This window comes from Rahnella bonaserana (genome assembly GCF_019049675.1).
GTDB lineage: Bacteria > Pseudomonadota > Gammaproteobacteria > Enterobacterales > Enterobacteriaceae > Rahnella > Rahnella bonaserana.
Genome location: NZ_JAFMOW010000068.1, coordinates 334,248 through 356,156, shown reverse-complemented (window position 1 = coordinate 356,156; position 21,909 = coordinate 334,248). Strand labels below are relative to the sequence as shown.

General features: G+C 53.4%; 21 protein-coding genes and 1 tRNA gene. 18 read left to right on the top strand and 4 right to left on the bottom strand.

Going from position 1 to position 21,909, the window contains the following annotated elements:
• The first annotated feature begins 20 nt into the window (after positions 1-20).
• The 3 genes from J1778_RS23235 to J1778_RS23225 are packed head-to-tail and all read left to right on the top strand — an operon-like array spanning position 21 to position 2,733.
• Positions 21-941: an ABC transporter permease gene (locus J1778_RS23235; RefSeq protein WP_120130905.1), complete on the top strand. Its 921-nt coding sequence runs from the start codon at positions 21-23 to the stop codon at positions 939-941.
• Complete coding sequence (locus J1778_RS23230; protein ID WP_217175160.1) at positions 941-1,807, top strand: ABC transporter permease; 867 nt, start codon at positions 941-943, stop codon at positions 1,805-1,807. Before J1778_RS23235 ends, J1778_RS23230 begins: the two co-directional genes overlap by 1 nt.
• On the top strand, positions 1,804-2,733 hold the full coding sequence (locus J1778_RS23225) for an ROK family protein (protein WP_217175159.1): 930 nt from the start codon (positions 1,804-1,806) through the stop codon (positions 2,731-2,733). Before J1778_RS23230 ends, J1778_RS23225 begins: the two co-directional genes overlap by 4 nt.
• Before the next feature lie 40 nt (positions 2,734-2,773).
• Here J1778_RS23225 and nac read toward each other — a convergent pair whose 3' ends face one another.
• Positions 2,774-3,700, bottom strand: coding sequence for a nitrogen assimilation transcriptional regulator NAC (gene nac, locus J1778_RS23220; protein WP_217175158.1), 927 nt, complete (start codon positions 3,698-3,700; stop codon positions 2,774-2,776).
• A gap of 559 nt (positions 3,701-4,259) precedes the next feature.
• Here nac and vapB point away from each other — a divergent pair.
• From vapB to shiA, 5 genes are all read left to right on the top strand, one after another.
• Positions 4,260-4,493 (top strand): type II toxin-antitoxin system VapB family antitoxin, encoded by a 234-nt coding sequence (vapB, locus tag J1778_RS23215; RefSeq protein ID WP_217175157.1) that lies wholly within the window; start codon positions 4,260-4,262, stop codon positions 4,491-4,493.
• A complete protein-coding gene (gene vapC / locus J1778_RS23210) occupies positions 4,493-4,912 on the top strand; it encodes a type II toxin-antitoxin system tRNA(fMet)-specific endonuclease VapC (protein ID WP_217175156.1) in 420 nt (139 codons plus the stop codon). The genes vapB and vapC overlap by 1 nt, the downstream gene beginning before the upstream one ends.
• A 351-nt stretch (positions 4,913-5,263) precedes the next feature.
• Positions 5,264-5,339, top strand: a tRNA-Asn gene (locus tag J1778_RS23205).
• 136 nt (positions 5,340-5,475) lie between these two features.
• The gene (locus J1778_RS23200) at positions 5,476-6,174 is read left to right on the top strand and encodes an RluA family pseudouridine synthase (protein ID WP_217175155.1); all 699 of its coding nucleotides are present in this window, start codon (positions 5,476-5,478) and stop codon (positions 6,172-6,174) included.
• 213 nt (positions 6,175-6,387) lie between these two features.
• On the top strand, positions 6,388-7,707 hold the full coding sequence (gene shiA / locus J1778_RS23195) for a shikimate transporter (RefSeq protein ID WP_217175154.1): 1,320 nt from the start codon (positions 6,388-6,390) through the stop codon (positions 7,705-7,707).
• Between the two features lie 63 nt (positions 7,708-7,770).
• On the opposite strand, the gene J1778_RS23190 is transcribed toward shiA, so the two are convergent.
• Positions 7,771-8,412 (bottom strand): glutathione S-transferase family protein, encoded by a 642-nt coding sequence (locus J1778_RS23190; protein WP_217175153.1) that lies wholly within the window; start codon positions 8,410-8,412, stop codon positions 7,771-7,773.
• Positions 8,413-8,538: 126 nt separating this feature from the next.
• Here J1778_RS23190 and J1778_RS23185 point away from each other — a divergent pair, with 126 nt between their 5' ends.
• Both J1778_RS23185 and J1778_RS23180 read left to right on the top strand, forming a co-directional pair.
• Positions 8,539-9,987: an AMP nucleosidase gene (locus J1778_RS23185; RefSeq protein WP_217175152.1), complete on the top strand. Its 1,449-nt coding sequence runs from the start codon at positions 8,539-8,541 to the stop codon at positions 9,985-9,987.
• Between the two features lie 233 nt (positions 9,988-10,220).
• The gene (locus J1778_RS23180; RefSeq protein WP_217175151.1) at positions 10,221-11,651 is read left to right on the top strand and encodes an EmmdR/YeeO family multidrug/toxin efflux MATE transporter; all 1,431 of its coding nucleotides are present in this window, start codon (positions 10,221-10,223) and stop codon (positions 11,649-11,651) included.
• A gap of 9 nt (positions 11,652-11,660) precedes the next feature.
• On the opposite strand, the gene J1778_RS23175 is transcribed toward J1778_RS23180, so the two are convergent.
• Together J1778_RS23175 and J1778_RS23170 are read right to left on the bottom strand one after the other, a co-directional pair.
• On the bottom strand, positions 11,661-12,347 hold the full coding sequence (locus J1778_RS23175) for a response regulator (RefSeq protein ID WP_217175369.1): 687 nt from the start codon (positions 12,345-12,347) through the stop codon (positions 11,661-11,663).
• Positions 12,347-13,999 carry an ATP-binding protein gene (locus tag J1778_RS23170; RefSeq protein ID WP_217175150.1) on the bottom strand — a complete coding sequence of 551 codons (1,653 nt, stop codon included), beginning with the start codon at positions 13,997-13,999 and terminating at the stop codon, positions 12,347-12,349. Before J1778_RS23170 ends, J1778_RS23175 begins: the two co-directional genes overlap by 1 nt.
• A 369-nt stretch (positions 14,000-14,368) precedes the next feature.
• On the opposite strand from J1778_RS23170, the gene J1778_RS23165 reads away from it, so the two are divergent.
• From J1778_RS23165 to citG, 8 genes are all read left to right on the top strand, one after another.
• A complete protein-coding gene (locus J1778_RS23165; protein ID WP_217175149.1) occupies positions 14,369-15,733 on the top strand; it encodes a 2-hydroxycarboxylate transporter family protein in 1,365 nt (454 codons plus the stop codon).
• Between the two features lie 33 nt (positions 15,734-15,766).
• Positions 15,767-16,636, top strand: coding sequence for a fumarylacetoacetate hydrolase family protein (locus J1778_RS23160; RefSeq protein ID WP_217175148.1), 870 nt, complete (start codon positions 15,767-15,769; stop codon positions 16,634-16,636).
• Positions 16,637-16,721: 85 nt separating this feature from the next.
• Positions 16,722-17,816 (top strand): [citrate (pro-3S)-lyase] ligase, encoded by a 1,095-nt coding sequence (gene citC / locus J1778_RS23155; RefSeq protein WP_217175147.1) that lies wholly within the window; start codon positions 16,722-16,724, stop codon positions 17,814-17,816.
• Between the two features lie 15 nt (positions 17,817-17,831).
• Complete coding sequence (gene citD / locus J1778_RS23150; RefSeq protein ID WP_217175146.1) at positions 17,832-18,122, top strand: citrate lyase acyl carrier protein; 291 nt, start codon at positions 17,832-17,834, stop codon at positions 18,120-18,122.
• Positions 18,119-18,994: a citrate (pro-3S)-lyase subunit beta gene (gene citE, locus J1778_RS23145; RefSeq protein ID WP_217175145.1), complete on the top strand. Its 876-nt coding sequence runs from the start codon at positions 18,119-18,121 to the stop codon at positions 18,992-18,994. The genes citD and citE overlap by 4 nt, the downstream gene beginning before the upstream one ends.
• Positions 18,995-19,024: 30 nt before the next feature.
• Positions 19,025-20,551: a citrate lyase subunit alpha gene (gene citF, locus J1778_RS23140; RefSeq protein ID WP_217175144.1), complete on the top strand. Its 1,527-nt coding sequence runs from the start codon at positions 19,025-19,027 to the stop codon at positions 20,549-20,551.
• Entirely contained in the window at positions 20,551-21,090 is a 540-nt protein-coding gene (citX, locus tag J1778_RS23135; protein WP_217175143.1) for a citrate lyase holo-[acyl-carrier protein] synthase, read from the top strand. The genes citF and citX overlap by 1 nt, the downstream gene beginning before the upstream one ends.
• Positions 21,068-21,907, top strand: coding sequence for a triphosphoribosyl-dephospho-CoA synthase CitG (citG, locus tag J1778_RS23130; protein WP_217175368.1), 840 nt, complete (start codon positions 21,068-21,070; stop codon positions 21,905-21,907). The genes citX and citG overlap by 23 nt, the downstream gene beginning before the upstream one ends.
• Positions 21,908-21,909: the final 2 nt, after the last annotated feature.

The window sequence follows — 21,909 nt, the reverse complement described above, 5'->3', positions numbered from 1 at the left end:
ATTCACAGTGGGAAATAGCCATGAAAGCCTATCTTGCCAAAAAACTCATCGCCTTCCCGATCATCCTGATCGGGGTTTCGATGCTGATTTTTGTGTCCATCCGCGCGCTGCCGGGCGATCCGGCGCGTCTGATGGCCGGGCCTGAAGCCACGCAGGAAGCCGTAGATGCCATGCGCGTGCGCCTCGGGCTGGATCAGCCGCTGGTCACGCAGTATCTGCATTTTGCCGGTGATGTTTTGCATGGCAATCTCGGCGTCTCCTTGCAGTCACAGCAACCGGTGACGCAGGAAATCGGTGAACGCATGCCTTACACGCTGATGCTGGCGGTACTGTCATATTTTCTGGCGGTGGCGATTGGCGTGCCGGCGGGCATGATAGGCGCGGTGTATCGCAACCGCTGGCCAGATTTTGGCGTGATGTTACTGGCGATTGCCGGTGCCTCTATCGCCAACTTCTGGCTGGGGCTGATGGCGATGAACACCTTCTCGGTCAATCTCGGCTGGCTGCCTTTACTGGGCGCTACGTCATGGAAAAGCTACATTCTGCCTTCCGTAACGCTGGCCGTTTTGCCGATGGCGGTGATGGCGCGCATGACGCGTTCCAGCATGCTTGATGTGCTCTCGGAAGATTATATCCGTACCGCCCGCGCTAAAGGGCTGTCGGCGACCACGGTCTATTGCAGCCATGCGTTTCGTAATGCGCTGATCCCGATTGTCACCATTGTGGCGCTCAATTTTGGCAGCCTGATTGGCGGCGCGGTGGTCACAGAATCTGTCTTTAACTGGCCGGGCATTGGCCGCTTACTGGTAGATTCCGTGCGTTATCGCGATTATCCGGTGATTCAGGGCGTTGCGCTGGTCGCGGTCTGCGGTGTGGTGGTAATGAATCTGCTGGGTGAATTACTGATCGCTTTCCTGAATCCAAAAATAAGGTTCGATTAATGTCTGCCATTATCACGCAATTACCCCGTCGCAAACCGCGTACGCTGCGGTTTTTCCGCTGGTTGTGGCGACATCCGGCAGTGTCCATCGGCGGCTTTATCGTCAGCCTGATCGTACTGATGGGCCTGTTTGCCCCGCTGATTGCCCGTCATGACCCTTACGCTCAGGACCTGATTAACACCCTGCTTTCCCCGGATGCCGGTCACTGGTTTGGCACTGATGATTACGGGCGCGATATTTTTGCCCGTGTCATTTACGGGGCGCGCATTTCTATTATTGAAGTGGTACTGAGCGTCGGTCTGGCAATGATTATCGGTATTCCTCTCGGCATTATTGCCGGTATGGCAGGCCGTTATACCGATATGATCATCATGTGGTTTATGGATATGCTGTTCGCGTTTCCGGGCATTGTGCTGGCAATTCTGGTGGTCAGTATCCTCGGCGGCGGTCTGGTGAATCTTTTAATCGCCATATCGCTGTTCGCGATCCCGGTTTATGCGCGCCTCAGCCGTAACCTGACGCTCGGTTTAAAGCAGATGGAATATGTCGAAGCGGCGCAGGCGCTTGGGCTGTCGAATTACCGGATCATCGTGCATTACATACTGCGCAATGCCATCGGGCCTATCATCGTGCAATCGACGCTGACCGCCGGTACGGTCATTCTTGCCGCTGCCAGCCTGTCATTTCTGGGGCTTGGCGTGCAGCCGCCGATGCCGGAATGGGGTACCATGATGAGCGATGGCCGCAACTTCCTCGGCATTAATATCTACCTTTCGCTGTTCCCGGGTCTGGCCATTATGCTGACCGTGCTGGGTTTTAACGTACTGGGCGACGGGCTGCGAGATTTACTGGACACACGCTCATGACTTCTGCTGTTTTTTGCGCCGATATCGGCGGTTCATTTATTAAGTTTGGTGTTTCACGCCATCCCGGCGAGATGGAAGAATGCGGCAAAGTCCCGACGCCGGTTTCTTCATGGGACGATTTTGTGCAGGCGATGCAAAATCTGATCTTCAAATTTGGCGCGGATTTGCCCGCTGGTACACCGCTGGCGATTTCTACTGCCGGACTGGTTTCGCCACAAACCGGCGAAATGCTGGCAACCAATATTCCGGCATTTACCGGACATTCGCTGGCGAGAGATCTCAGCGTCGCGCTTGCACGTCCGGTCACGGCGGCGAACGACGCTGACTGTTTTGCCCTCGCCGAAGCTCACGCGGGCAACGCACAGCATCAGCCGGTGGTCGTCGCCATTATTCTCGGCACTGGCGTCGGTGGCGGACTGGTGATCAACGGTCAGCTGGTGCGCGGTCACGGCGGTGTCACGTGCGAATGGGGTCACGGCGCCATCACCCGCACAGAGCTGATGATTAATGGCGAGAACTACTCCGTTCCGCGGCTGAAATGTGGTTGCGGTCAGACGGGTTGCCTCGACATGCTCGGTGGCGCTCGCGGGATGGAGCGTTTGCATCAGCATTTTCACAGCCAGGAAATTACCAGTCTGGAGATTGTGACTGGCTGGCTGAACGGCGATGCCAACGCGGCTCTCACCGTCAACGCCTGGCTTGAACTGGTGGCCGAACCTCTGGCGCTGCTGGTCAATATTCTGGGACCTTCGCGGATCGTCGCCGGTGGCGGACTGGCTTCTGCCAGAGAACTGATCGCCGCGCTGGATGTAAAAGTACGCGGCGGCGTTCTGCACAAATATGAACAAACGTTGTTGGTACCGGGGAAATTCCTGACCGACGGCGGCCTGGTCGGCGCATCGGTGATGGGAAGGCTGGAAAGTTAAGGTGTTGCCCTCTCCTACGGGATGAGGGCAACGTGCCGTTTCAGCTCGCAACCAGCATCGGTTCCAGAACCGGTGCGGTTTGCTCGAAGACCAGCGACAGCAGAATTTTCTTCACCGCCATCGCTTCCTGCGATAACGCCAGCGTTTCTGAAACACAAAGTGAAAGCGGAACCTGAATCGCCGGGCTGCTGATGCAAGACATCCAGGCTTTCGCAGGACCGGTCATGGCCCTGGCGGCGGATTCCGGCAGAATGGTGACGCCAAGACCGCTGGCGACGGCCGCAGTCAGCGTGGCGGAAGATTCAATTTCGCCGATGATATTCGCGCTCAGGCGGCGCAGAGCCATGGCGTCATCCACAAGACGGCGGGTCACATTATGCGAGCGCGGCATGAACAAATTCATTTTTGCCACATCGCTCAGCTCGACATATTTCCCCGGATTTATCACAGAATGCGCGCCAACAAGATACAAATCTTCTTTCATCAGCGGCTGGCTGCTCAGTCCGGCAGTCATATTGGTACCGTAAAATACCGCCATATCCATACGACCGTTGAGTACCAGATCGCCGAGCGCCGTGCCAAAATTTTCATTCAGATACAGCAAAATGCCCGGATGCTGTTTGCGCACCGCCTGTAACAGTGGCACCGCCAGCTGAGAGGCGGCGGTACCTGGCGCAAGCCCAACCGAAACCGGACCGCTCAGTGACTGACCGGCATTGTTAACTGCGCTGTGGATCTGGTCGCACTGGCGCAAAATTGCCTGCGCATGCGAATAAAGAATATTACCTGCTTCAGTGGGAGTGACGCCGCGCTTGGTGCGAATCAGCAATTGTTGCTGCAGTTCTCCCTCCAGTGTCGCCAGTTGCTGGCTCAGTGCCGGTTGGGCGATGTGCAGAACATCAGCGGCCTGCGTCAGGCTGCCGATATCGACGATTTTCACAAAGTACTTCAGACGTCTGAGATTCATCTCTGTCTCCATCTTGCGCGAAAAGGGATAACCCTGGACTGGTGTTATAAATGTCAGCGTGTTGAAGATATATTTTCAGCACAAACTATTAGCTGGACTGATAAAAGCAAGATTTACGCCAATCTCCGGCACAATGATAAAAATCCCGGCTTTAAGGCGCTAATGCCACAAAATATAAGAGAAAACTATTACGCAGACATGCCGCGAATCCAGCGATGATGTGACAAATTAAGGAAATGAAATGCGCTGTAGAGGAGGGATGCACCAATATCATGCATTCTTATAGGTCATCCTTATAAATTAGCAGGGTTAATAACAAACGCAGCTATAGCACACATTCTTAGACGATTTTGACGTAATGGCTGGTAAGACCTTTGTCTATCAAGGCGAGGATTTCCTTTTGTTACATCCGCTTTTCCGGGATATCTCGCAAAACGAGCAATGACTTTTTTATGTCCTTGCCATCGCCTTTCGACGTATATACCTTTGCACTATATTTTTCAGGCGAGTATTATTTAAGCAGGTTTTCGGCTTAAACAACTTACTGAGGAATAACGACATGCCTAAAGGCACCGTATTTTTAAATAACAGGACGCAAAGCGTACGTATTCCGGCAGAGTGCCGTTTTCCAGACGAGGTAAAAATCGTGACGATAAGAAAAGTAGGGAATTCACTGGTTTTAACGCCAGCTGATAATACATGGGATAATTTTTTCCTCAGCGAGCTGCGCGTGACGGACGATTTTATGGAAGAACGCGCCTCACAGGAGCAGTCTGAACGGGATACCTTTTAATGCTGACCTATCTGCTGGATACCAATATTGTCATTTATATACTCAAACGCAGACCGGTAAGCGTGCTGGCGAAATTCAACCAGCACGCCGAACAGCTGGCGATTTCAATGATCACCTATGCTGAATTACTGCATGGCATTGCCAAAAGTAGCAGCCCGACTAAAAACAAACTGGCGGTCGAGGAATTCGTCTCTCATTTGCGTATCGTGGACTATGACAAGAAAGCCGCCGCACATTACGGACATATTCGCGCCTGCCTCGAAAAATACGGCAATCTGATTGGGGTGAACGATATTCATATTGCCGCACAGGCACGCAGCGCAGGTATGGTGATGGTGACGAATAATATGAATGAGTTCAAACGCGTTGACGGACTCCTGACGGAGAACTGGGTTGGCCCTTCTTTAACTGCGCTTTGAACCTGCCGCTTTTAAAAACGCAATCAGCAGCGGATGCGGTTTCACACGCAGTAAAGACAGCTCCGGATGCCCTTGTACTCCGGGATAAAACGGGTGGTGTATGAACTCAATGCCATCAGCAATTTGTCCGTTGCGTCAGTCAGACGAGCTGCCGTGCTATTCCGTGCGATGCAACCACGCTAAAACGCTATCACTACTCAGTTTAATCGCGAAAACGTGGAGCGCAAAAACAGGCCCTTTTGACTCTATTGTCAACAACTTGACCAAAGTATCAGCAAACGAACGCATTTATAGAGTTTCCCCTTTGACATGCCACGGGGCAGTCGCTATTATTCGCCCCGTTCCAACGATTCCTCTGTAGTTCAGTCGGTAGAACGGCGGACTGTTAATCCGTATGTCACTGGTTCGAGTCCAGTCAGAGGAGCCATATTAGAAACGCCCGCTTAAGGAAACTTAAGCGGGCGTTTTGCTTTGGTGTTTTCACTACCTTCATCTGCCTGACGGGTCGCCTCCGGCTTTAAAATTCGTTATCATCCGCTCCCACTCTTCCTCCTGGTACCCTGATGTCAGTCATTATTGATACCTTTATTGCCCCGCCGTGCCATGAAACGATTGAGATCCTCTTTCAGGACGAGCATCTGGTGCTGATCAATAAACCCTCAGGATTACTTAGTCTCTCGGGAAAAAACCCGCAAAATCTGGATTCTGTTCATCACAGGCTGGTAAAGCTATTCCCCGGCTGCACCCTGATACATCGTCTGGATTTCGGCACTTCGGGGCTGATGGTCATCGCTCGCAATAAAGCGATGAATGCCGCCCTGTGCCAGCAGTTCAGCCAGCGCGCCGTGACCAAAATCTACAGCGCACTGCTCTGCGGACATTTGCCAAATGATGAAGGAGTGATAGATGCGCCGATTGCCAAAGATCCGGCGCTGTTTCCACTGATGTCTGTTTGTGCAGTCAGCGGCAAACCTGCCCGTTCCGGCTATCGGGTGGTGGAACGCTTTTATCAGGAGCGGGAGGACGGAACGTCACTGCCACTAACCCGGGTACAGCTGACGCCGGAAACCGGGCGCACTCATCAGCTTCGCATCCACTGCCGGCAACTGGGGCATCCTATTTTAGGCTGTGACCTGTATGGCGGCCGCCTGCTGCCCGGTACAGAACAGACTCCGCGGCTGATGCTGCACGCCAGTGAACTGCACTTTGTTCATCCCGTCAGCCTGGAGCGGATCGAAGCCCGCAATGCCAGCCCGTTCTGAAAACGAAAGTCTCCGTAAAGCCCTTATCCACTCAGTTACCCGCGTTAAATTCTCCTTCACTTTGCAAAAGCGTTTTTAACCTGACGGTTGACGCTGTAGTCTCAGTAGCGGTTTTATTTAGCTGTACGCCAAATGAACCCCGCTTAACCGATTTAATTAATAAAAGTTTAATAACTATAAAGTTTAGAAATCTGAGGAATAGACAGGACAATTATGGACTCCATGCTCACCGCCCCCCGCCCCGATGAGGAGATAATTTCACATAGCCGTGCCCGCCGGGCTGCCTGGGGCAGCTTCGTTGGCGCAGTCGTAGACTGGTTCGATTTTTTACTTTACGGCATCACCGCAGCCCTGGTGTTTAACAGCGAGTTCTTCCCTCAAATCGACCCGGCAATGGGCACACTCGCCGCATTTGCTACTTTCGGCGTCGGCTTTCTCTTTCGCCCGCTCGGCGGCATTGTCTTCGGCCATTTCGGCGATCGTCTGGGCCGCAAACGGATGCTGATGATGACCGTCTGGATCATGGGCATCGCCACCGCCTGTATCGGTATTCTCCCCTCTTTCGCGACGATTGGCTGGTGGGCTCCGGCGCTGCTGGTCACGTTGCGCGCTATTCAGGGCTTTGCCGTCGGAGGGGAATGGGGCGGCGCAGCTTTACTGGCCGTTGAAAGTGCGCCCTCCGGCAAGAAAGCCTTCTACAGCAGCGGTATTCAGATGGGTTATGGCGTCGGCCTGTTACTCGCAACCGGCCTGGTGTCTTTGATAAGCAACCTGACAACGGATGCACAGTTCATGAGCTGGGGCTGGCGTTTGCCGTTCCTGTTCAGCGTTGTGCTGGTACTCGGCGCGCTGTGGGTGCGTAACGGCATGGAAGAGTCTGTCGAGTTCGAACGCGCTCAGGAAGAGCAACCCAAAGAAGCAAAAAAACGCTTACCGGTATTCGAAGCACTGTTTCGCCATCCCGGCGCATTTCTGAAAATCATCCTCCTTCGCCTGTGTGAATTGCTGACGATGTATATTGTCACCGCGTTCGCACTTAACTATTCGACCCACAATCTGGGGATGTCGCGTGAACTGTTTCTGAATATCGGACTGCTGGTCGGCGGTATCAGTTGCCTGACCATTCCCCTGTTTGCCTGGTTTGCAGACCGTTACGGGCGGCGCCGCATTTACATTACCGGCGCACTGGTTGGCGCACTGAGCGCCTTCCCGTTCTTTATGGCGCTTGAAGCCCGATCCATTGCCGGCATAGTGATCTTCTCGCTGCTGCTGGCAAATATTGCCCATGACATGGTGGTCTGCGTCCAGCAACCGATGTTCACGGAAATGTTCGGCGCGGGTTACCGCTACAGCGGAGCGGGTGTGGGTTATCAGGTCGCCAGTGTGGTGGGCGGTGGATTTACGCCGTTTATTGCCGCTGCGTTGCTGAATTTCTCCGGAGGCGAATGGCATTCTGTCGCGATCTATCTGATGGCCGGCTGTGTGCTCTCGGCCCTTACGGCGATGTTTATGAAAACGGCTAAACCACACTAAGCCAGAAGTCATAAAAAAAGCCCGCTTAATAATGAAGCGGGCTTTTTAGCATTTGAAACAGGGTTACACCACCCGCAACTCGTCATAAGACACCATGACATGCTCCGCAAATGCCGGGCGCTGTGTGAGCTTTTGATAATATTGCTCAATCGCCGGATACGACGGTCTTTCTATTGCGATATCAAAGTAGCGGAACAGACTGTGACCAAACTGAATATCGGCCAGCGAGAAGGCATTTCCGGCAAGATAACCCTGTTGTGCAATCTGCGCCTCGGCAATCACCAGTTTCTTATTCAGGTTCTGCAATGATTTTTCTAACGCCTGAAGATCCTGATCTTTGGCGGCAGTTCTCACCACCATCCAGAAGACCGGTGCAGTGAAGTTCATCGCAACACCGATTTTTGCCCATTCCGTCCACTTATCGATTTGAGCCCGCCGCTCACCATCCTTCGGCCAGAATTCGCCAGCGCCATATTTTTCTGCCAGATAACGCAGAATGGCGCCGGTTTCCCACAACGGCTGGCCCTCGCCATCACGGATCACCGGAACCGTGCCATTAGGGTTCATCGCCAGAAATTCCGGCGTGTCATTGCCACCATATTTATGGCCAATGTCAAAACGCTCATACTCAAGCCCCAGTTCCCCGATACACCACATCAGCGCCTGGACATTTGACGACGTTTTTCTGCCCCATACCCGAATCATTCACTTTCTCCTGTTCGTTCATAAAAGCGCCATCCGGCTTTTCTATCCTAATAAAACATTGGCGGCACGGGCCAGACAAGCCATATTTAGAATGAATGATGACGAACGAAGCACAAAGGAAAACGTATGGATAACAAATCCCTCACCGCTTCACAGGCGATTGAGAAGCTCGAAGAGATGTACAACAGCTCTGTGGCCGCATTGCGGGTGGCGATTAAAGATTTCATCGTTGAGGGGACGCTGCCTGACATCAGTGCGCGTGCCGCCGGGCTGTTTGTTTACCCGGAATTACGTGTCACCTGGGACGGTGTAACGCCCGCTAAAAATCCGACCCGCGCCTATGGTCGTTTTTCCCATCCAGGCCGTTATGCCAACACCATCACGCGCCCTGAATTGTTCCGTCACTATTTGCTCGAACAGCTCTCCCTGCTGGAAGATGAATATGACGCGGTAATTGAAGTCGTCCCTTCCCAGCAGGAAATCCCCTATTCCTACGTGATTGACGGCTCTGATCTGATGCTTGACCGCTCAATGAGCGCGGGTCTGGCGAAGCATTTTCCGACCACGGAACTCTCGCAAATTGGCGATGAAACCGCAGATGGCCTCAGTTATCCCGGCGATATCTTCCCGCTGTCGCACTTTAATGCCCTGCGGGCGGATTTCTCGCTGGCGCGCCTGCGTCATTACACCGGCACACTTATCGAACACTTCCAGCCATATGTACTTTTCACCAACTACACCCGCTACGTGGATGAATTCGTCAGCTGGGCGTGCGCGCAGATTGCCGATCCTGAAAGTCCTTACGAGGCGCTGGCCTGCGCGGGCAGTGTGTTCATTACCGCTGAGACGCAGAATCCGGAACAGGCAGTGTCTGATCTGGCCTGGAAAAAGCATCAGATGCCAGCCTATCACCTGATGGCCCGCGACGGCTCAGGCATTACGCTGGTAAATATCGGCGTGGGTCCGGCGAACGCCAAAACCATTTGCGATCACCTTGCCGTCTTACGGCCGCACGTCTGGCTGATGATTGGTCACTGCGGCGGATTGCGTGAAACGCAGTCGATTGGTGATTACGTTCTGGCACACGCTTATCTGCGTGACGATCACGTTCTGGATGCGGTTTTACCGCCGGACATCCCAATTCCAAGTATTGCCGAAGTGCAGCGCGCGCTGTACGACGCGACCAAAAAGATGAGCGGGATGCCGGGTGAGGAAGTGAAGCAACGGCTGCGCACCGGTACGGTTGTGACTACCGACGACCGTAACTGGGAATTACGTTACGCCGCGTCGGCACTGCGCTTTAATCTCAGCCGTGCCGTAGCCGTCGATATGGAAAGTGCGACGATTGCCGCGCAAGGTTACCGTTTCCGGGTGCCTTACGGCACGTTACTGTGCGTATCGGATAAGCCATTACACGGGGAAATCAAACTGCCAGGCCAGGCGAACAAATTCTATGAAGGCGCCATTTCTGAGCATCTGCAAATTGGCATCTGCGCTATCGACCTGCTGCGCGCCGAGGGCGATCATCTCCATTCACGCAAATTACGTACATTTAATGAGCCGCCTTTCCGCTGAAAACCGCGCCGAACTCCCCTGAATAGTTTGTGTTGCAGGCAGGCGGCAGGTTTGATCATCCCGATGAGCTTACATTAAGTCAGTGATTCGGGTTCTTAAATCCAGCCAATGCATCTGCGGCATGAAATATGACGGGGAATTAAGGATTTCCACAAAAAGACTTTGCATATTGTAGAGTCTTTTACCATCATAAATTAAAACGCTGTTCTACTTTATTCCACACTGGAACTCTCTTGCAAAACGTCATTGTCTCTTTGCGCAAAGCCATCGAGCGCACGCCCTGGTATCCGAAACGGCGTTCTTACCGTACGTTGTTCTGGCGCGAAATAACGCCTCTCGCCGTCCCTATCTTCTTCGAAAATGCCTGCGTCCTGCTGATGGGCGTATTGAGCACTTTTCTGGTCAGCTGGCTGGGTAAGGAAGCGATGGCGGGCGTTGGCCTGGCCGACAGCTTTAACATGGTGGTGATTTCTTTCTTCGCGGCGGTCGATCTGGGGACTACTGTCGTCGTTGCCTTCAGTCTGGGTAAACTCGACCACGAACGTGCCCGCGCGGCTGCACGTCAGTCGCTGGCGATCATGACCGTTTTTGCAGTGCTTCTCGCCATACTTCTGCAATTTTCCGGGCATGTGATTATCGACATGATCGCCGGAAATGCAGAGCCGGAAGTCAAAGAGCTGGCGCTTTCTTATCTGCAAATGAGTAGCTGGAGTTATCCGGCAGCGGCCATCGCGCTGATAGGTTCCGGTGCGCTGCGGGGTGCGGGTAACACCAAAATCCCGATGTTGCTGAATGGCGGGATGAACATCCTCAATCTGGTGATCAGCAGCGTACTGATTTACGGCTGTTTCGGCTGGCACGGTCTGGGCTTTATCGGCGCTGGTCTGGGGCTGACTATCGCCCGTTATATCGGTGCAATTGCGGTCATTTTTGTGCTGATGGTGGGTTTCAATCCTTCGCTGAAAATCTCCCTGAAGAGCTATTTCCTGCCACTGAATACCAACATTTTGCGTGAAGTGCTGGGCATCGGTATTCCGGCCAGTATCGAATCGGTGCTGTTTAACGGCGGTAAATTACTGACGCAGGTTTTTGTCGCGGGTATGGGCACCAATGTCATTGCCGGTAACTTTATTGCCTTCTCGATTGCCGCACTGATCAACCTGCCGGGGAATGCGCTGGGATCAGCTTCAACCATCATTGTCGGTACGCGCCTGGGTAAAGGGCAAATTGCTCAATCCGAGCGCCAGCTGCGCCACATTTTCTGGTTATCCACGTTCGGCCTGTGCGTGCTGGCGTTCCTTTCCGTGCCGTTTGCCGGTTTGCTGGCGCGGTTTTACACCAATGAACAAGATGTTATCGACGTCGTAAAAATCCTCATCTGGCTGAACGCCGCCTTTATGCCTTTCTGGGCCGCTTCATGGGTATTACCTGCCGGCTTAAAAGGCGCTCGCGACGCGCGTTTCACGATGTACGTGTCAATGCTCGGCATGTGGGGTTGTCGTATTGTGGTCGGCTATTTCCTCGGTATTGTTCTTGGCTTTGGCGTGGTCGGCATCTGGCTGGGGATGTTCCTCGACTGGATCGTGCGCGGTATATTCTTTTACTGGCGCATGGCGAGCGGTCGCTGGCTGTGGAAATACCCGAAATCTAAAAGAACCGAATAGTTTTAGCTGCTATGCCCGCCGGTACATCCGGCGGGGATGGCCTATTTTTCCGTACAACATTTCGACTTTCAAATCTCCTTTCTGCACACAATGTTCGAGATAGCGCCGGGTGGTGGTTTTACTCAAACCGGTTTCACTGACCACTTCATCCACTGAATAGCAGCGCCCGGCATCCTGGATAAAGATGCCTTCCACCAGATTCAGCGTATTTTCCTCGATGCCTTTATTGCCCGCTTTCAGCGTAAAATCCTTCGCCTGTAGCTGGTAAAGGCTGTCTACGTTTTGCTGATCCACCACTTTCCAGGCACGCTGCGTCTGGCTGAACTGAATAAAACGCTCCAGGGATTGTTGCAGCCGGTTCCACGACACCGGCTTCAAAATATAATCAAAAGCCCCACAGCGGATCGCCTGACTGCACGTATTCATGTCGCTGGCCGCGGTAATAAAGATCACCGAACAGTTGGTCTTTTTGAGCAGATCATTTTCAATTAACGAAATTCCCTGACCGTCAGGTAAATAATTATCTAGCAGCAGGAGCTGCGGTCGTTTTGCTTCTATAAGCTCTTTGGCTTCACTTAACGTAGAGGCTACGCCCGCCAGCCTTAACCAGGGATGATTATCTATAAGCTCGGCATAAAGTTGTGCCAGCCGGTTTTCATCTTCCACAATCATTACGTCAATCATTTCCGCTTGCATCATCTACTCACTTTCGTTTTTTCCGGTTGAAGGTACGCTGCTGTATTACCTGGAACCCCGGTACCGTTGGGGATAAAAACAGAGAAAACAGCGCCGGTTGGCGAATTGTCAGAAACCTCAACATTGCCGCCAGCATGGCTGACATAGCTGGCGACCAGATGCAGACCCAGGCCGTGATCACCGTCCGGCTTTGAAGTCACACCCATTGAGAATATTTCTTCCCGCCGTTCCTGCGTAATACCCACTCCCTGATCTGCCACTTCAATCACCAGTTCATTTTTGCTGCAAACGATATACACCTCGACGGGTCCTGCCTCGCTACCGCGCAGCAGCGTAGCTTCAATGGCGTTATCCAGCAGATTTCCGATAACTGACATCAGCTCAGTTTCACTCAGTGCTGCCGGCAACAGGCTAATCTCACAGGCCGGATCAAACTCCAGCACGACACCTTTCTCACGCGCACGGGCATATTTTCCCAGCAGCAATCCGCACAGTCTGGGTGAGCAAAAACGCGCCGAGACAAAATCCAGTATTTCCTGGGCATTTTCTGATTGTGCCTCAATGTAGCGGATAGCCTCGTCATATCGTCCCATATGCAATAAACCCGCGAGCGTCGCCGTCCAGTTAAGCTGCTCATGGCGCATGATGCGCAGGTTATCGGCATAACGTTGCACCTGACTGAGCTGGATGCTGAGCCGGTCGATATCGCTGCAATCGCGAAAGGTAATCACCCACCCCTGCAGTTGTTCCTCAAGCATGATCCTTACCCGGCTGGCGATGACCGTCAGGTTATTGAACAGACAGATCTCATCGTGAATATCTTTTTCCAGCATCACCTGCGGGTTGAAAAAACTGACTGGCGCGATGACCTGCGAAAGCGGACGACCGCGCAATTCACGCGACGGCGTATTCAGATTGAGTAATTTTTTCGCTGCCTGGTTGATCACAGCCACGCGGAACTGGTCATCAATGGCGATCACGCCTTCGTAAATTGATTCCATCAGGGCTTTTTGCTGACGCACCAGCAGGCCGATTTCTCGCGGCTCCAGCGAGAACATCTGCTTTTTGATTGAGCGGGAGAAAAACCAGGAGAAGGTAAACAGCGCCAGCAGCAAAGTGGCTGCCCCCAGTAAAATGCTGATCACTTTCTCAAGCGTCAGGCTGTTAATGTGGCTGGTCAGATAGCCGACCGAGACGATGCCGATCACCTGATTTTCAGCATTACGGATGGGGGCTTTGCTGCGCAATGATAATCCGGCACCTCCCAGCCTGATGGTGGTGGTACTTTTACCGGTCAGCACCTCCTCGTTATCTCCACCCACCAGCGTTGTGCCAAGCCTGTCGGCATAGATAGAGTGAAACAGATGCATCGCTTTCCCGTCGCCGATCACCATATAACTGGCATCACTGTGCGCAGAGATATTCTTCATTAAACGGTTAATTGCTGAAATATCCTTATTTTCAACTGCGTTAATTAATGAGGGAATAAGTGCAATTTCGTCTGCCTGAACTTTGGCACGAATACCCATATCTTCATACAACTGCCTCTGAATATCCTGATAGTAATAAATACCCACTATCGAAAATAGCGCCATAAATAACACCACAAGATAAGTAAAAAGCTTTATCTGAAAGGAGGGTCTAAACCGCATCAGGTAACCTGTAAACAGACAGTGATATTAATAACAGTGCGGCGATATTATCACCGTGCGGTATTCCAGTCAGAATGGAGAATAAAAGTTGCGATGCATGCCGCATAACACAACCCGCCACAGCAAGCCACCGGTGGCGCAACACATGATTCACAACAGCCATCTCACCATTTATTAACAGTAATATTATAATTACAAATAACACCATAAAAACCACGAGCAAATAAAAAATCGCGAGGCATTAAATTAATTAAAACCATAAAAACCTTTCACTCCTTTAAAATACTGTTTCTAATTTGCGGCACCTCACATATTAGCGAGCAATATCTCTCTTACACTCCCTGCACAAATTGACACAGGGGATTCATCATGAGTACAACCGACGACACCTATTCTGTTCCCGCGGGTTCTTCACCTGCAAAACAGCTCTCATTAAAAGAAAAATGGTGGCACATTCTCGACACCTGGAAAATCGGCATTATTCCACTGCCTTTATTTGTCATGGCTGGCGTACTGATCGCCATTGATTGCCTTGATGGAAAACTGCCCAGCGATATTGTGGTGATGGTCGCCACTTTAGCGTTCTTTGGTTTCGCCTGCGGTGAGTTCGGCAAGCGCCTGCCTTTCATCGGCAAGATGGGCGCGGCGGCGATTTGCGCCACCTTTATTCCTTCCGCACTGGTCTATTACGGCCTGCTGCCAGATGTGGTAGTGGAATCCACCACCAAGTTCTATAAAAGCACCAACATTCTGTACCTCTATATCTGCTGCATTATCGTGGGCAGCATCATGAGTATGGATCGCAAAGTGCTGATCCAGGGTTTCATGCGCATCTTCTTCCCGATGCTGTGCGGTGAAATCATCGGCATGTTAACCGGCATGGGCGTCGGTCTGGCACTGGGCATGGAACCTTTCCAGATTTTCTTCTTCCTGATCCTGCCAATTATGGCTGGTGGCGTGGGTGAAGGTGCGATCCCGCTGTCCATCGGTTACGCCGCAATCCTGCATATGGATCAGGGTGTGGCGCTGGGTCGCATTCTGCCTATCGTCATGCTGGGTGGCCTGACGGCTATCGTTATTTCCGGTTCACTCAATCAGTTAGGTAAACGTTACCCGCATCTGACCGGCGAAGGCCAACTGATGCCGACGTCCAAAAATGCCACCGCTGACAGCAGCAAACTGAGCAGCACCGGCGGTAAAGTCGATGTCACCACCATTGCCGCAGGCGCGTTACTGGCCGTTCTGCTTTATATGGTGGGCATGCTGTTACACAAAGTGATTGGTCTTCCTGCACCTGTCGGCATGCTGTTTGCGGCGGTTGCGCTGAAACTGGCGCACGGCGTTTCACCACGCCTGCTGGAAGGTTCTCAGGTGGTTTACAAATTCTTCCAGACATCCGTCACCTATCCGATTCTGTTCGCCGTGGGTGTGGCAATCACACCGTGGAATGAACTGGTCGCCGCATTCACCCTTTCGAATCTTTTGGTCATTGTCAGCACCGTTGCGGCGCTGGTCGCTACCGGCTTCTTCGTCGGTAAGAAAATTGGTATGCACCCGATAGATGTTGCCATCGTCTCCTGCTGCCAGAGCGGTCAGGGCGGAACCGGTGATGTCGCGATCCTGACCGCCGGTAACCGCATGCAACTGATGCCATTTGCCCAAATCGCCACCCGCATCGGCGGCGCGATCAATGTCTCCGTATCCCTGCTGGTGCTCGGCAACTTCCTCGTCTGAGGCTATGTAAATCTCTTTAAATCAGGATCTAATATGAAACTGGCAAGCTATCTCTATCAGGGGCGTAAGTCCTACGGCATCGCCACCGACAACGGCATGATCGACCTTGGCCGTCATCTCGGTAAGCGTTATCCGGACCTCAAAGCCCTGCTGGCAGGCAATGCGCTGTCGCAGGCTCAGGAACTGGCCGCCCTGCCCGCGGATCTGAATTTCGCCGACATCACGTTTTTGCCGGTGATTCAGAATCCGGAGAAAATTCTCTGCGTAGGCATGAATTACGCCGAAAAGCGCAAAGAGTTTGATCAGCATAATCCGGCACCGACACTGTTTGTTCGGTTTGCCGACTCTCAAACCGGTCATGCCTCCCCCATCATCAAACCGAACCGTTCCGTTGAGTTTGACTATGAAGGTGAACTGGCGGTTGTCATCGGTTCTGCGGGCGAGAATATCGCACGCGAAGATGCCTTATCACATGTTGCCGGATACAGCTGTTACATGGACGGTTCCGCCCGTGACTGGCAGCACACGTGGTTTACCGCCGGTAAAAACTGGCGTCAGACCGGGGCATTTGGTCCGTGGATGACCACCGCCGATGAGATCCCTGATCCGCACACGCTGGCAATCCGTACCTGGCTCAATGGCAACATGGTGCAGGAGGACAACACCCGCAGCATGATCCACAAAGTGGCCGAACTGATTGAATACATCAGCACCTTTACCTCGCTTCATGCCGGTGACGTGATCATCACAGGTTCACCCGGCGGTGTCGGCAAAAAACGTGTGCCACCACTGTTTATGAAACCTGGTGATCGCATCGAAGTCGAGATCGAAAAGATTGGTCATCTGAGCAATATCATCGTTGCACAAGAGCGCCGGGAGATCCCCGCGCCGGCAGTGCACTGACCTGATAAACGACAACATTAAGCCGGGCATTTTGCCCGGCAGGTGACGCATCGTTTTTTACAACACCGACTATCAGGAAAGCATTATGTTCAGCCGTGACGAACCGGACTTTAACGTCATTTCTGTCAGAAACTCTGCGCCAGGTATGCTGGAAAATATCCGCACCTTGTTGCAGCAAAACAACTTAGGCATGGATGACGATATCGAGCAGTTCGTGGTGGCCTGTTCCGGCCGCAGGGTAATCGGCTGCGCAGGTCTGGTCAGCAACACCATTAAATGCGTCGCCGTCGCTTGCGACTGGCGCGGTGAAAATCTCAGCGCACGATTACTCGGCGAAGTTGAAAACCTGGCGGTCCAGCGCGGCAATTTCCATCTGTTTCTCTATACCCGCCCAGGCAATGCTGAACGTTTTCGCGGTTGTGGCTTCTATCCGATAGTGCAGTGGGATGATGTGGCCGTACTGATGGAAAACACGCCGGTGGGCATCAGTCATTACTGCCGTTCGTTGCAACGCCATCTTCACCCAGGTCGTCGTATCGGTGCGGTCGTGATGAATGCCAACCCGTTTACCCTCGGTCATCGTTATCTGACAGAACAGGCGGCCGCCACTTGCGACTGGCTGCATGTGTTTGTGGTAAGCGAAGACGTGTCGTATTTCCCGTTTCAGGAACGTCTGGAAATGGTGCGTAAAGGCGTCGCGGATTTGCCTAATGTGACCGTGCATGCTGGTTCTGAATACCTGATTTCCCGCGCAACCTTTCCCGGTTATTTCCTCAAGGAAGCCGGGCTGGTGAATCAGGCATGGAGCGTGATGGATTTGCTGATTTTTCGTCAGTACATCGCTCCGGCATTAGGCATTACCCACCGCTTTGTCGGCAGTGAACCTTTCTGTCCGGTCACCCATCAGTACAACTGCGACATGCATGACTGGCTGGAAACGCCCGCCCGCTCGGCCTCACCGCCACTCAGCGTTATCGAATTACCACGGAAACGCCATGCCAGTGGCAGAGCCATTTCCGCATCCGAAGTGCGCGCATTGCTCAAAACGCACCAGTTTGCACGAATACGCGACATCGTTCCGCCCGGCACTTATGCGCATCTCGAGCAGCATTATTGTGTCACTGCGCCGGCTGAAACGACGCACGACGACGCACTCACTATTTCACCCTTACTTTGTTAACTGCAGGAAAAACGAATGAAAATTGTGAAGGAGGCGCTGGCAGGCACGGTTGAATCCAGCGATTTGCTGGTAAAGATCGCCCCGGCCAGTGAGCTGACTGTGATCATCAACAGTGAAGTCATCAAACAGTTTGGCGACCAAATCCGAAGCGTAGTGAATGAAACACTCAGCGCGCTCTCGGTCACTGAAGGTTTACTGATTATCGAAGATAAGGGCGCGCTTGATTGCGTGATCCGCGCCCGCGTACAAAGCGCGGTAATGCGTGCTGCACAGGCCGAAGAGATTAACTGGGAGACATTACGATGAAGAAACTGCGCCGCAGCATGCTGTTCCTGCCCGGAGCCAGCGCCGCCATGCTCTCTACCGCGTTTATCTATCGCCCGGACTCCATCATGTTTGATCTCGAAGATGCTGTTTCCCTGCGCGAAAAAGATACCGCACGCATTCTGGTATTTCATGCCCTGCAACACCCGATGTATCGCGATATTGAAACCGTGGTGCGCATCAATCAGCTCAGCACACCCTTTGGCCTTAATGATTTAGAGGCCGTAGTGCGGGCGGGCGTGGATGTCGTACGTTTACCGAAAACCGACTCGCCGGAAGATATCTTTGAGCTGGAAGCACATATCGGGCGCATCGAAAAAGAGTGCGGTCGCGAGGTGGGTTCCACCAAAATTATGGCCGCCATTGAATCTGCCATTGGCGTGATTAACGCCGTGGCCATCGCCCGCTGTTCACCGCGCCTGATCGGCATCGCGCTGGCCGCTTTCGATTATGTGATGGATATGCAAACGGAGCGCGGCGACGGTACAGAGCTGTTTTATGCCCGTTGCGCCGTGCTGCACGCAGCCCGTGCGGCGGGTATTGATGCCTTCGATGTAGTGTATTCCGACATCAATGATGAAGCCGGTTTCCTGCGTGAAGTGGAACTGATCCGCAAAATGGGCTTCAACGGGAAATCCCTGATCAACCCTCGTCAGATTGAGTTGCTGCATAACGCTTACGCGCCGACCCGTGAAGATGTGGATTATGCCAAACGGGTGATTGCCGCCGCCGAAGAAGGTGAACGCAAAGGGCTGGGCGTGATCTCACTCAACGGCAAGATGATTGATGGGCCGATCATTAATCACGCGCAGGTAGTGCTGGAACGCGCCAGCGCGTCTGGCATCCGCCGCTAGCCCTCAAATTTGCACAGGAATATCAATATAATGAGTCATTTAACTGAAACTTTGCACAGCGAACATCCGCAGTTAAAGCACCTGGTTGCCTTTGACGGTGCGCACCGGACGACACCTTATCTTTCTGATCCCGATGCCCGTTTGCACCGTAAACTTTGCTCGTCGCTGGAACAGGCGATTGCCCGCTGCGGCCTGAAGGACGGGATGACCATTTCCTTCCACCACGCGTTTCGTGAAGGCGATCAGGTCATTAATAACGTTGTCGCGATGCTTTCAAAACTCGGCTTTAAAAATCTTACGCTGGCGTCCAGCTCGCTGATGTCCTGCAACGATGCGCTGATTGAACATATCCGCAGCGGCGTCATCAGCCGTATTTATACCTCAGGAATGCGCGGCAAACTGGCCGATGCCATTTCTCACGGGCTGATGGAAGAACCGGTGCAAATTCACTCCCACGGCGGGCGGGTAAAATTACTACAGGATGGCGAACTGAACATCGATGTCGCATTTCTCGGCGTGCCGTGCAGCGACGCATTCGGTAACGCCAACGGCACGCACGGAAAATCCTGTTGTGGTTCGCTGGGTTACGCGATGGTCGATGCGCATTTCGCGAAAACGGTCGTGCTGCTGACCGAAGAACTGGTGCCCTTCCCTAACATGCCAGCCAGCCTGATGCAGGATCAGGTGGATTACATCGTCAAAGTCGATCAGGTCGGTGATCCTGCCAAAATCAGCGTCGGGGCCGCCCGCGTGACCAGCAATCCGCGAGAGCTGATGATTGCCCGCACGGCCGCTGAAGTCATCGAATATTCCGGCTATTTCAAACCCGGATTTTCAATGCAAACCGGATCCGGTGCAGCGGCCACGGCCTGCACCCGTTTCATGGAAGAAAAAATGGAACGCAACCAGATAACAGCCCGTTTTGCCCTCGGCGGCATCACCGGCAGTCTGGTGGATTTACATGAAAAAGGCCTGATTGAAACGTTGCTCGATACGCAATGTTTTGACGGTCAGGCCGCGGCGTCTCTCAGCCGGAATCCGCAGCACATCGAAATTTCCACCAACGTCTATGCCAATCCGGGAGCCAAAGCGGCCAGTTGCGATCAGCTGGATATCGTTATTCTGAGCGCTCTGGAAATCGACACAGATTTCAATGTCAACGTGATCACCGGTTCCGACGGCGTGATGCGCGGTGCATCCGGCGGGCATTGCGATGTCGCCAGTGCCGCCAATCTGACCATTGTGGTCGCGCCTTTACTGCGCAGCCGCATTCCGACGGTGGTACGTCGGGTCACGACCCGTGTGACACCGGGGGAAAGCATTGATGTACTGGTGACCGATCACGGTATCGCAGTCAATCCTGCGCGTCCGGAGATCCGCCAGCGGCTGGAAGACGCCGGGATGAAAGTGATGGATATCGAAGCGTTATACCAGCGCGCCATTTCTCTCAGTGGTGAGCCGAAACCGATAGAATTCACCCACCGCATCGTCGGCGTGATCCGCTATCGCGACGGCAGCGTGATCGACGTCGTTCATCAGGTCAGAGAGGACGCATAATGACTATCGTGACGCCTGCACAAGCAGGCGTCAGTCTGGAGGATTTGCTGGCAGCAAAGGAACTGCGCGCCAGACGGCAAACCGACTGGCTGACTCAATTCTCACAACCGCTGATTTCACTCACGCTGGTGACACCGGGACCGGTGAAAGATTCTGTTGCCTGGCGCGGGGTAATGCGCGAGGCGCTGCAACAGGCCGAAGTCATGCTGCGTCAACATGGCTGGCCGGTGCTGAAACAGGAGGTTTTCTGGCTACCGACGGGTGCGGAAGCGTTCTGGGGTGTGAAGCATTCTGCCCCTGAAGTGAAAGCGGCTACAGTTGCGCTGGAGCAATCGCACGCCCTCGGGCGTTTATGGGATTTCGATGTTATCTGTCCGCAAGCGGGCGTGGTGGGCCGCCGTTCGCTGGATAACGCCAGCCGACGCTGTCTGGTTTGCGACGGCCCGGCCCATGCCTGCGCCCGCTCGCGTAAACATCCGCTACCTGAAGTGATGACAAAAGTGGAGGCGCTGATTGATAGCTGGCATCGCACACTCTGAGCCTCTTTCTGCGACCTGTATCGCCACGCTGGCGGCCGACGCGCTGCGAAGTGAAGTCTGGCTGACTCCGAAGCCAGGGCTGGTGGACAGCATCAATAACGGCTCGCACAGTGACATGGATTTACCGCTGTTTTTACGCAGCATCGACGCTATTACGCCGTGGCTGCATCAGTTTTACGCCCTCGGTCAGCAGGATTTTCTGCAACCCCGGCAGGCAATGCTGATGCGCATCCGCCCGACCGGGATTGCCTGCGAACAGGCTATGTTCTGCGCAACACAGGGTGTGAATACGCACAAAGGCGGTATTTTTTCGCTGGGACTGTTATGTACGGCGGCTGGCAGGATACACGCACGCCGCCAGCCACTGACCCGTCGCGGGATGTGTCACGAAGTGGCTGCCATGACGCAAGGCCTGATTGAGCGTGAACTGCAAAGCTGTCGCCAGCCGGTGACCGCGGGCGAAAGACTGTTTGTGACTTACGGTATGACAGGAGCCCGCGGCGAAGCACAGAGCGGATTCCTGACCCTGCGCCGTCATGTTTTGCCTTACTGGTATGACGAAAATAATACTGAGCGCCGCAGCCTGAATGCCCTGCTGCGTCTGATGGCGTATAACCCTGACACCAATCTGGTATCGCGCGGTGGCCTGAACGGGCTGTATTTCGTGCAGAATTATGCGCGCAGGTTGCTCAAGAAAGGCTGGCAGAAAGAGGATTTGCAGGAGATGGACAGGCAACTGATTGCCCGCCATCTCAGCCCCGGCGGCAGTGCTGATTTGCTGGCGATTGCCACCGTACTGATGGCCTTTCCTCCATGAGC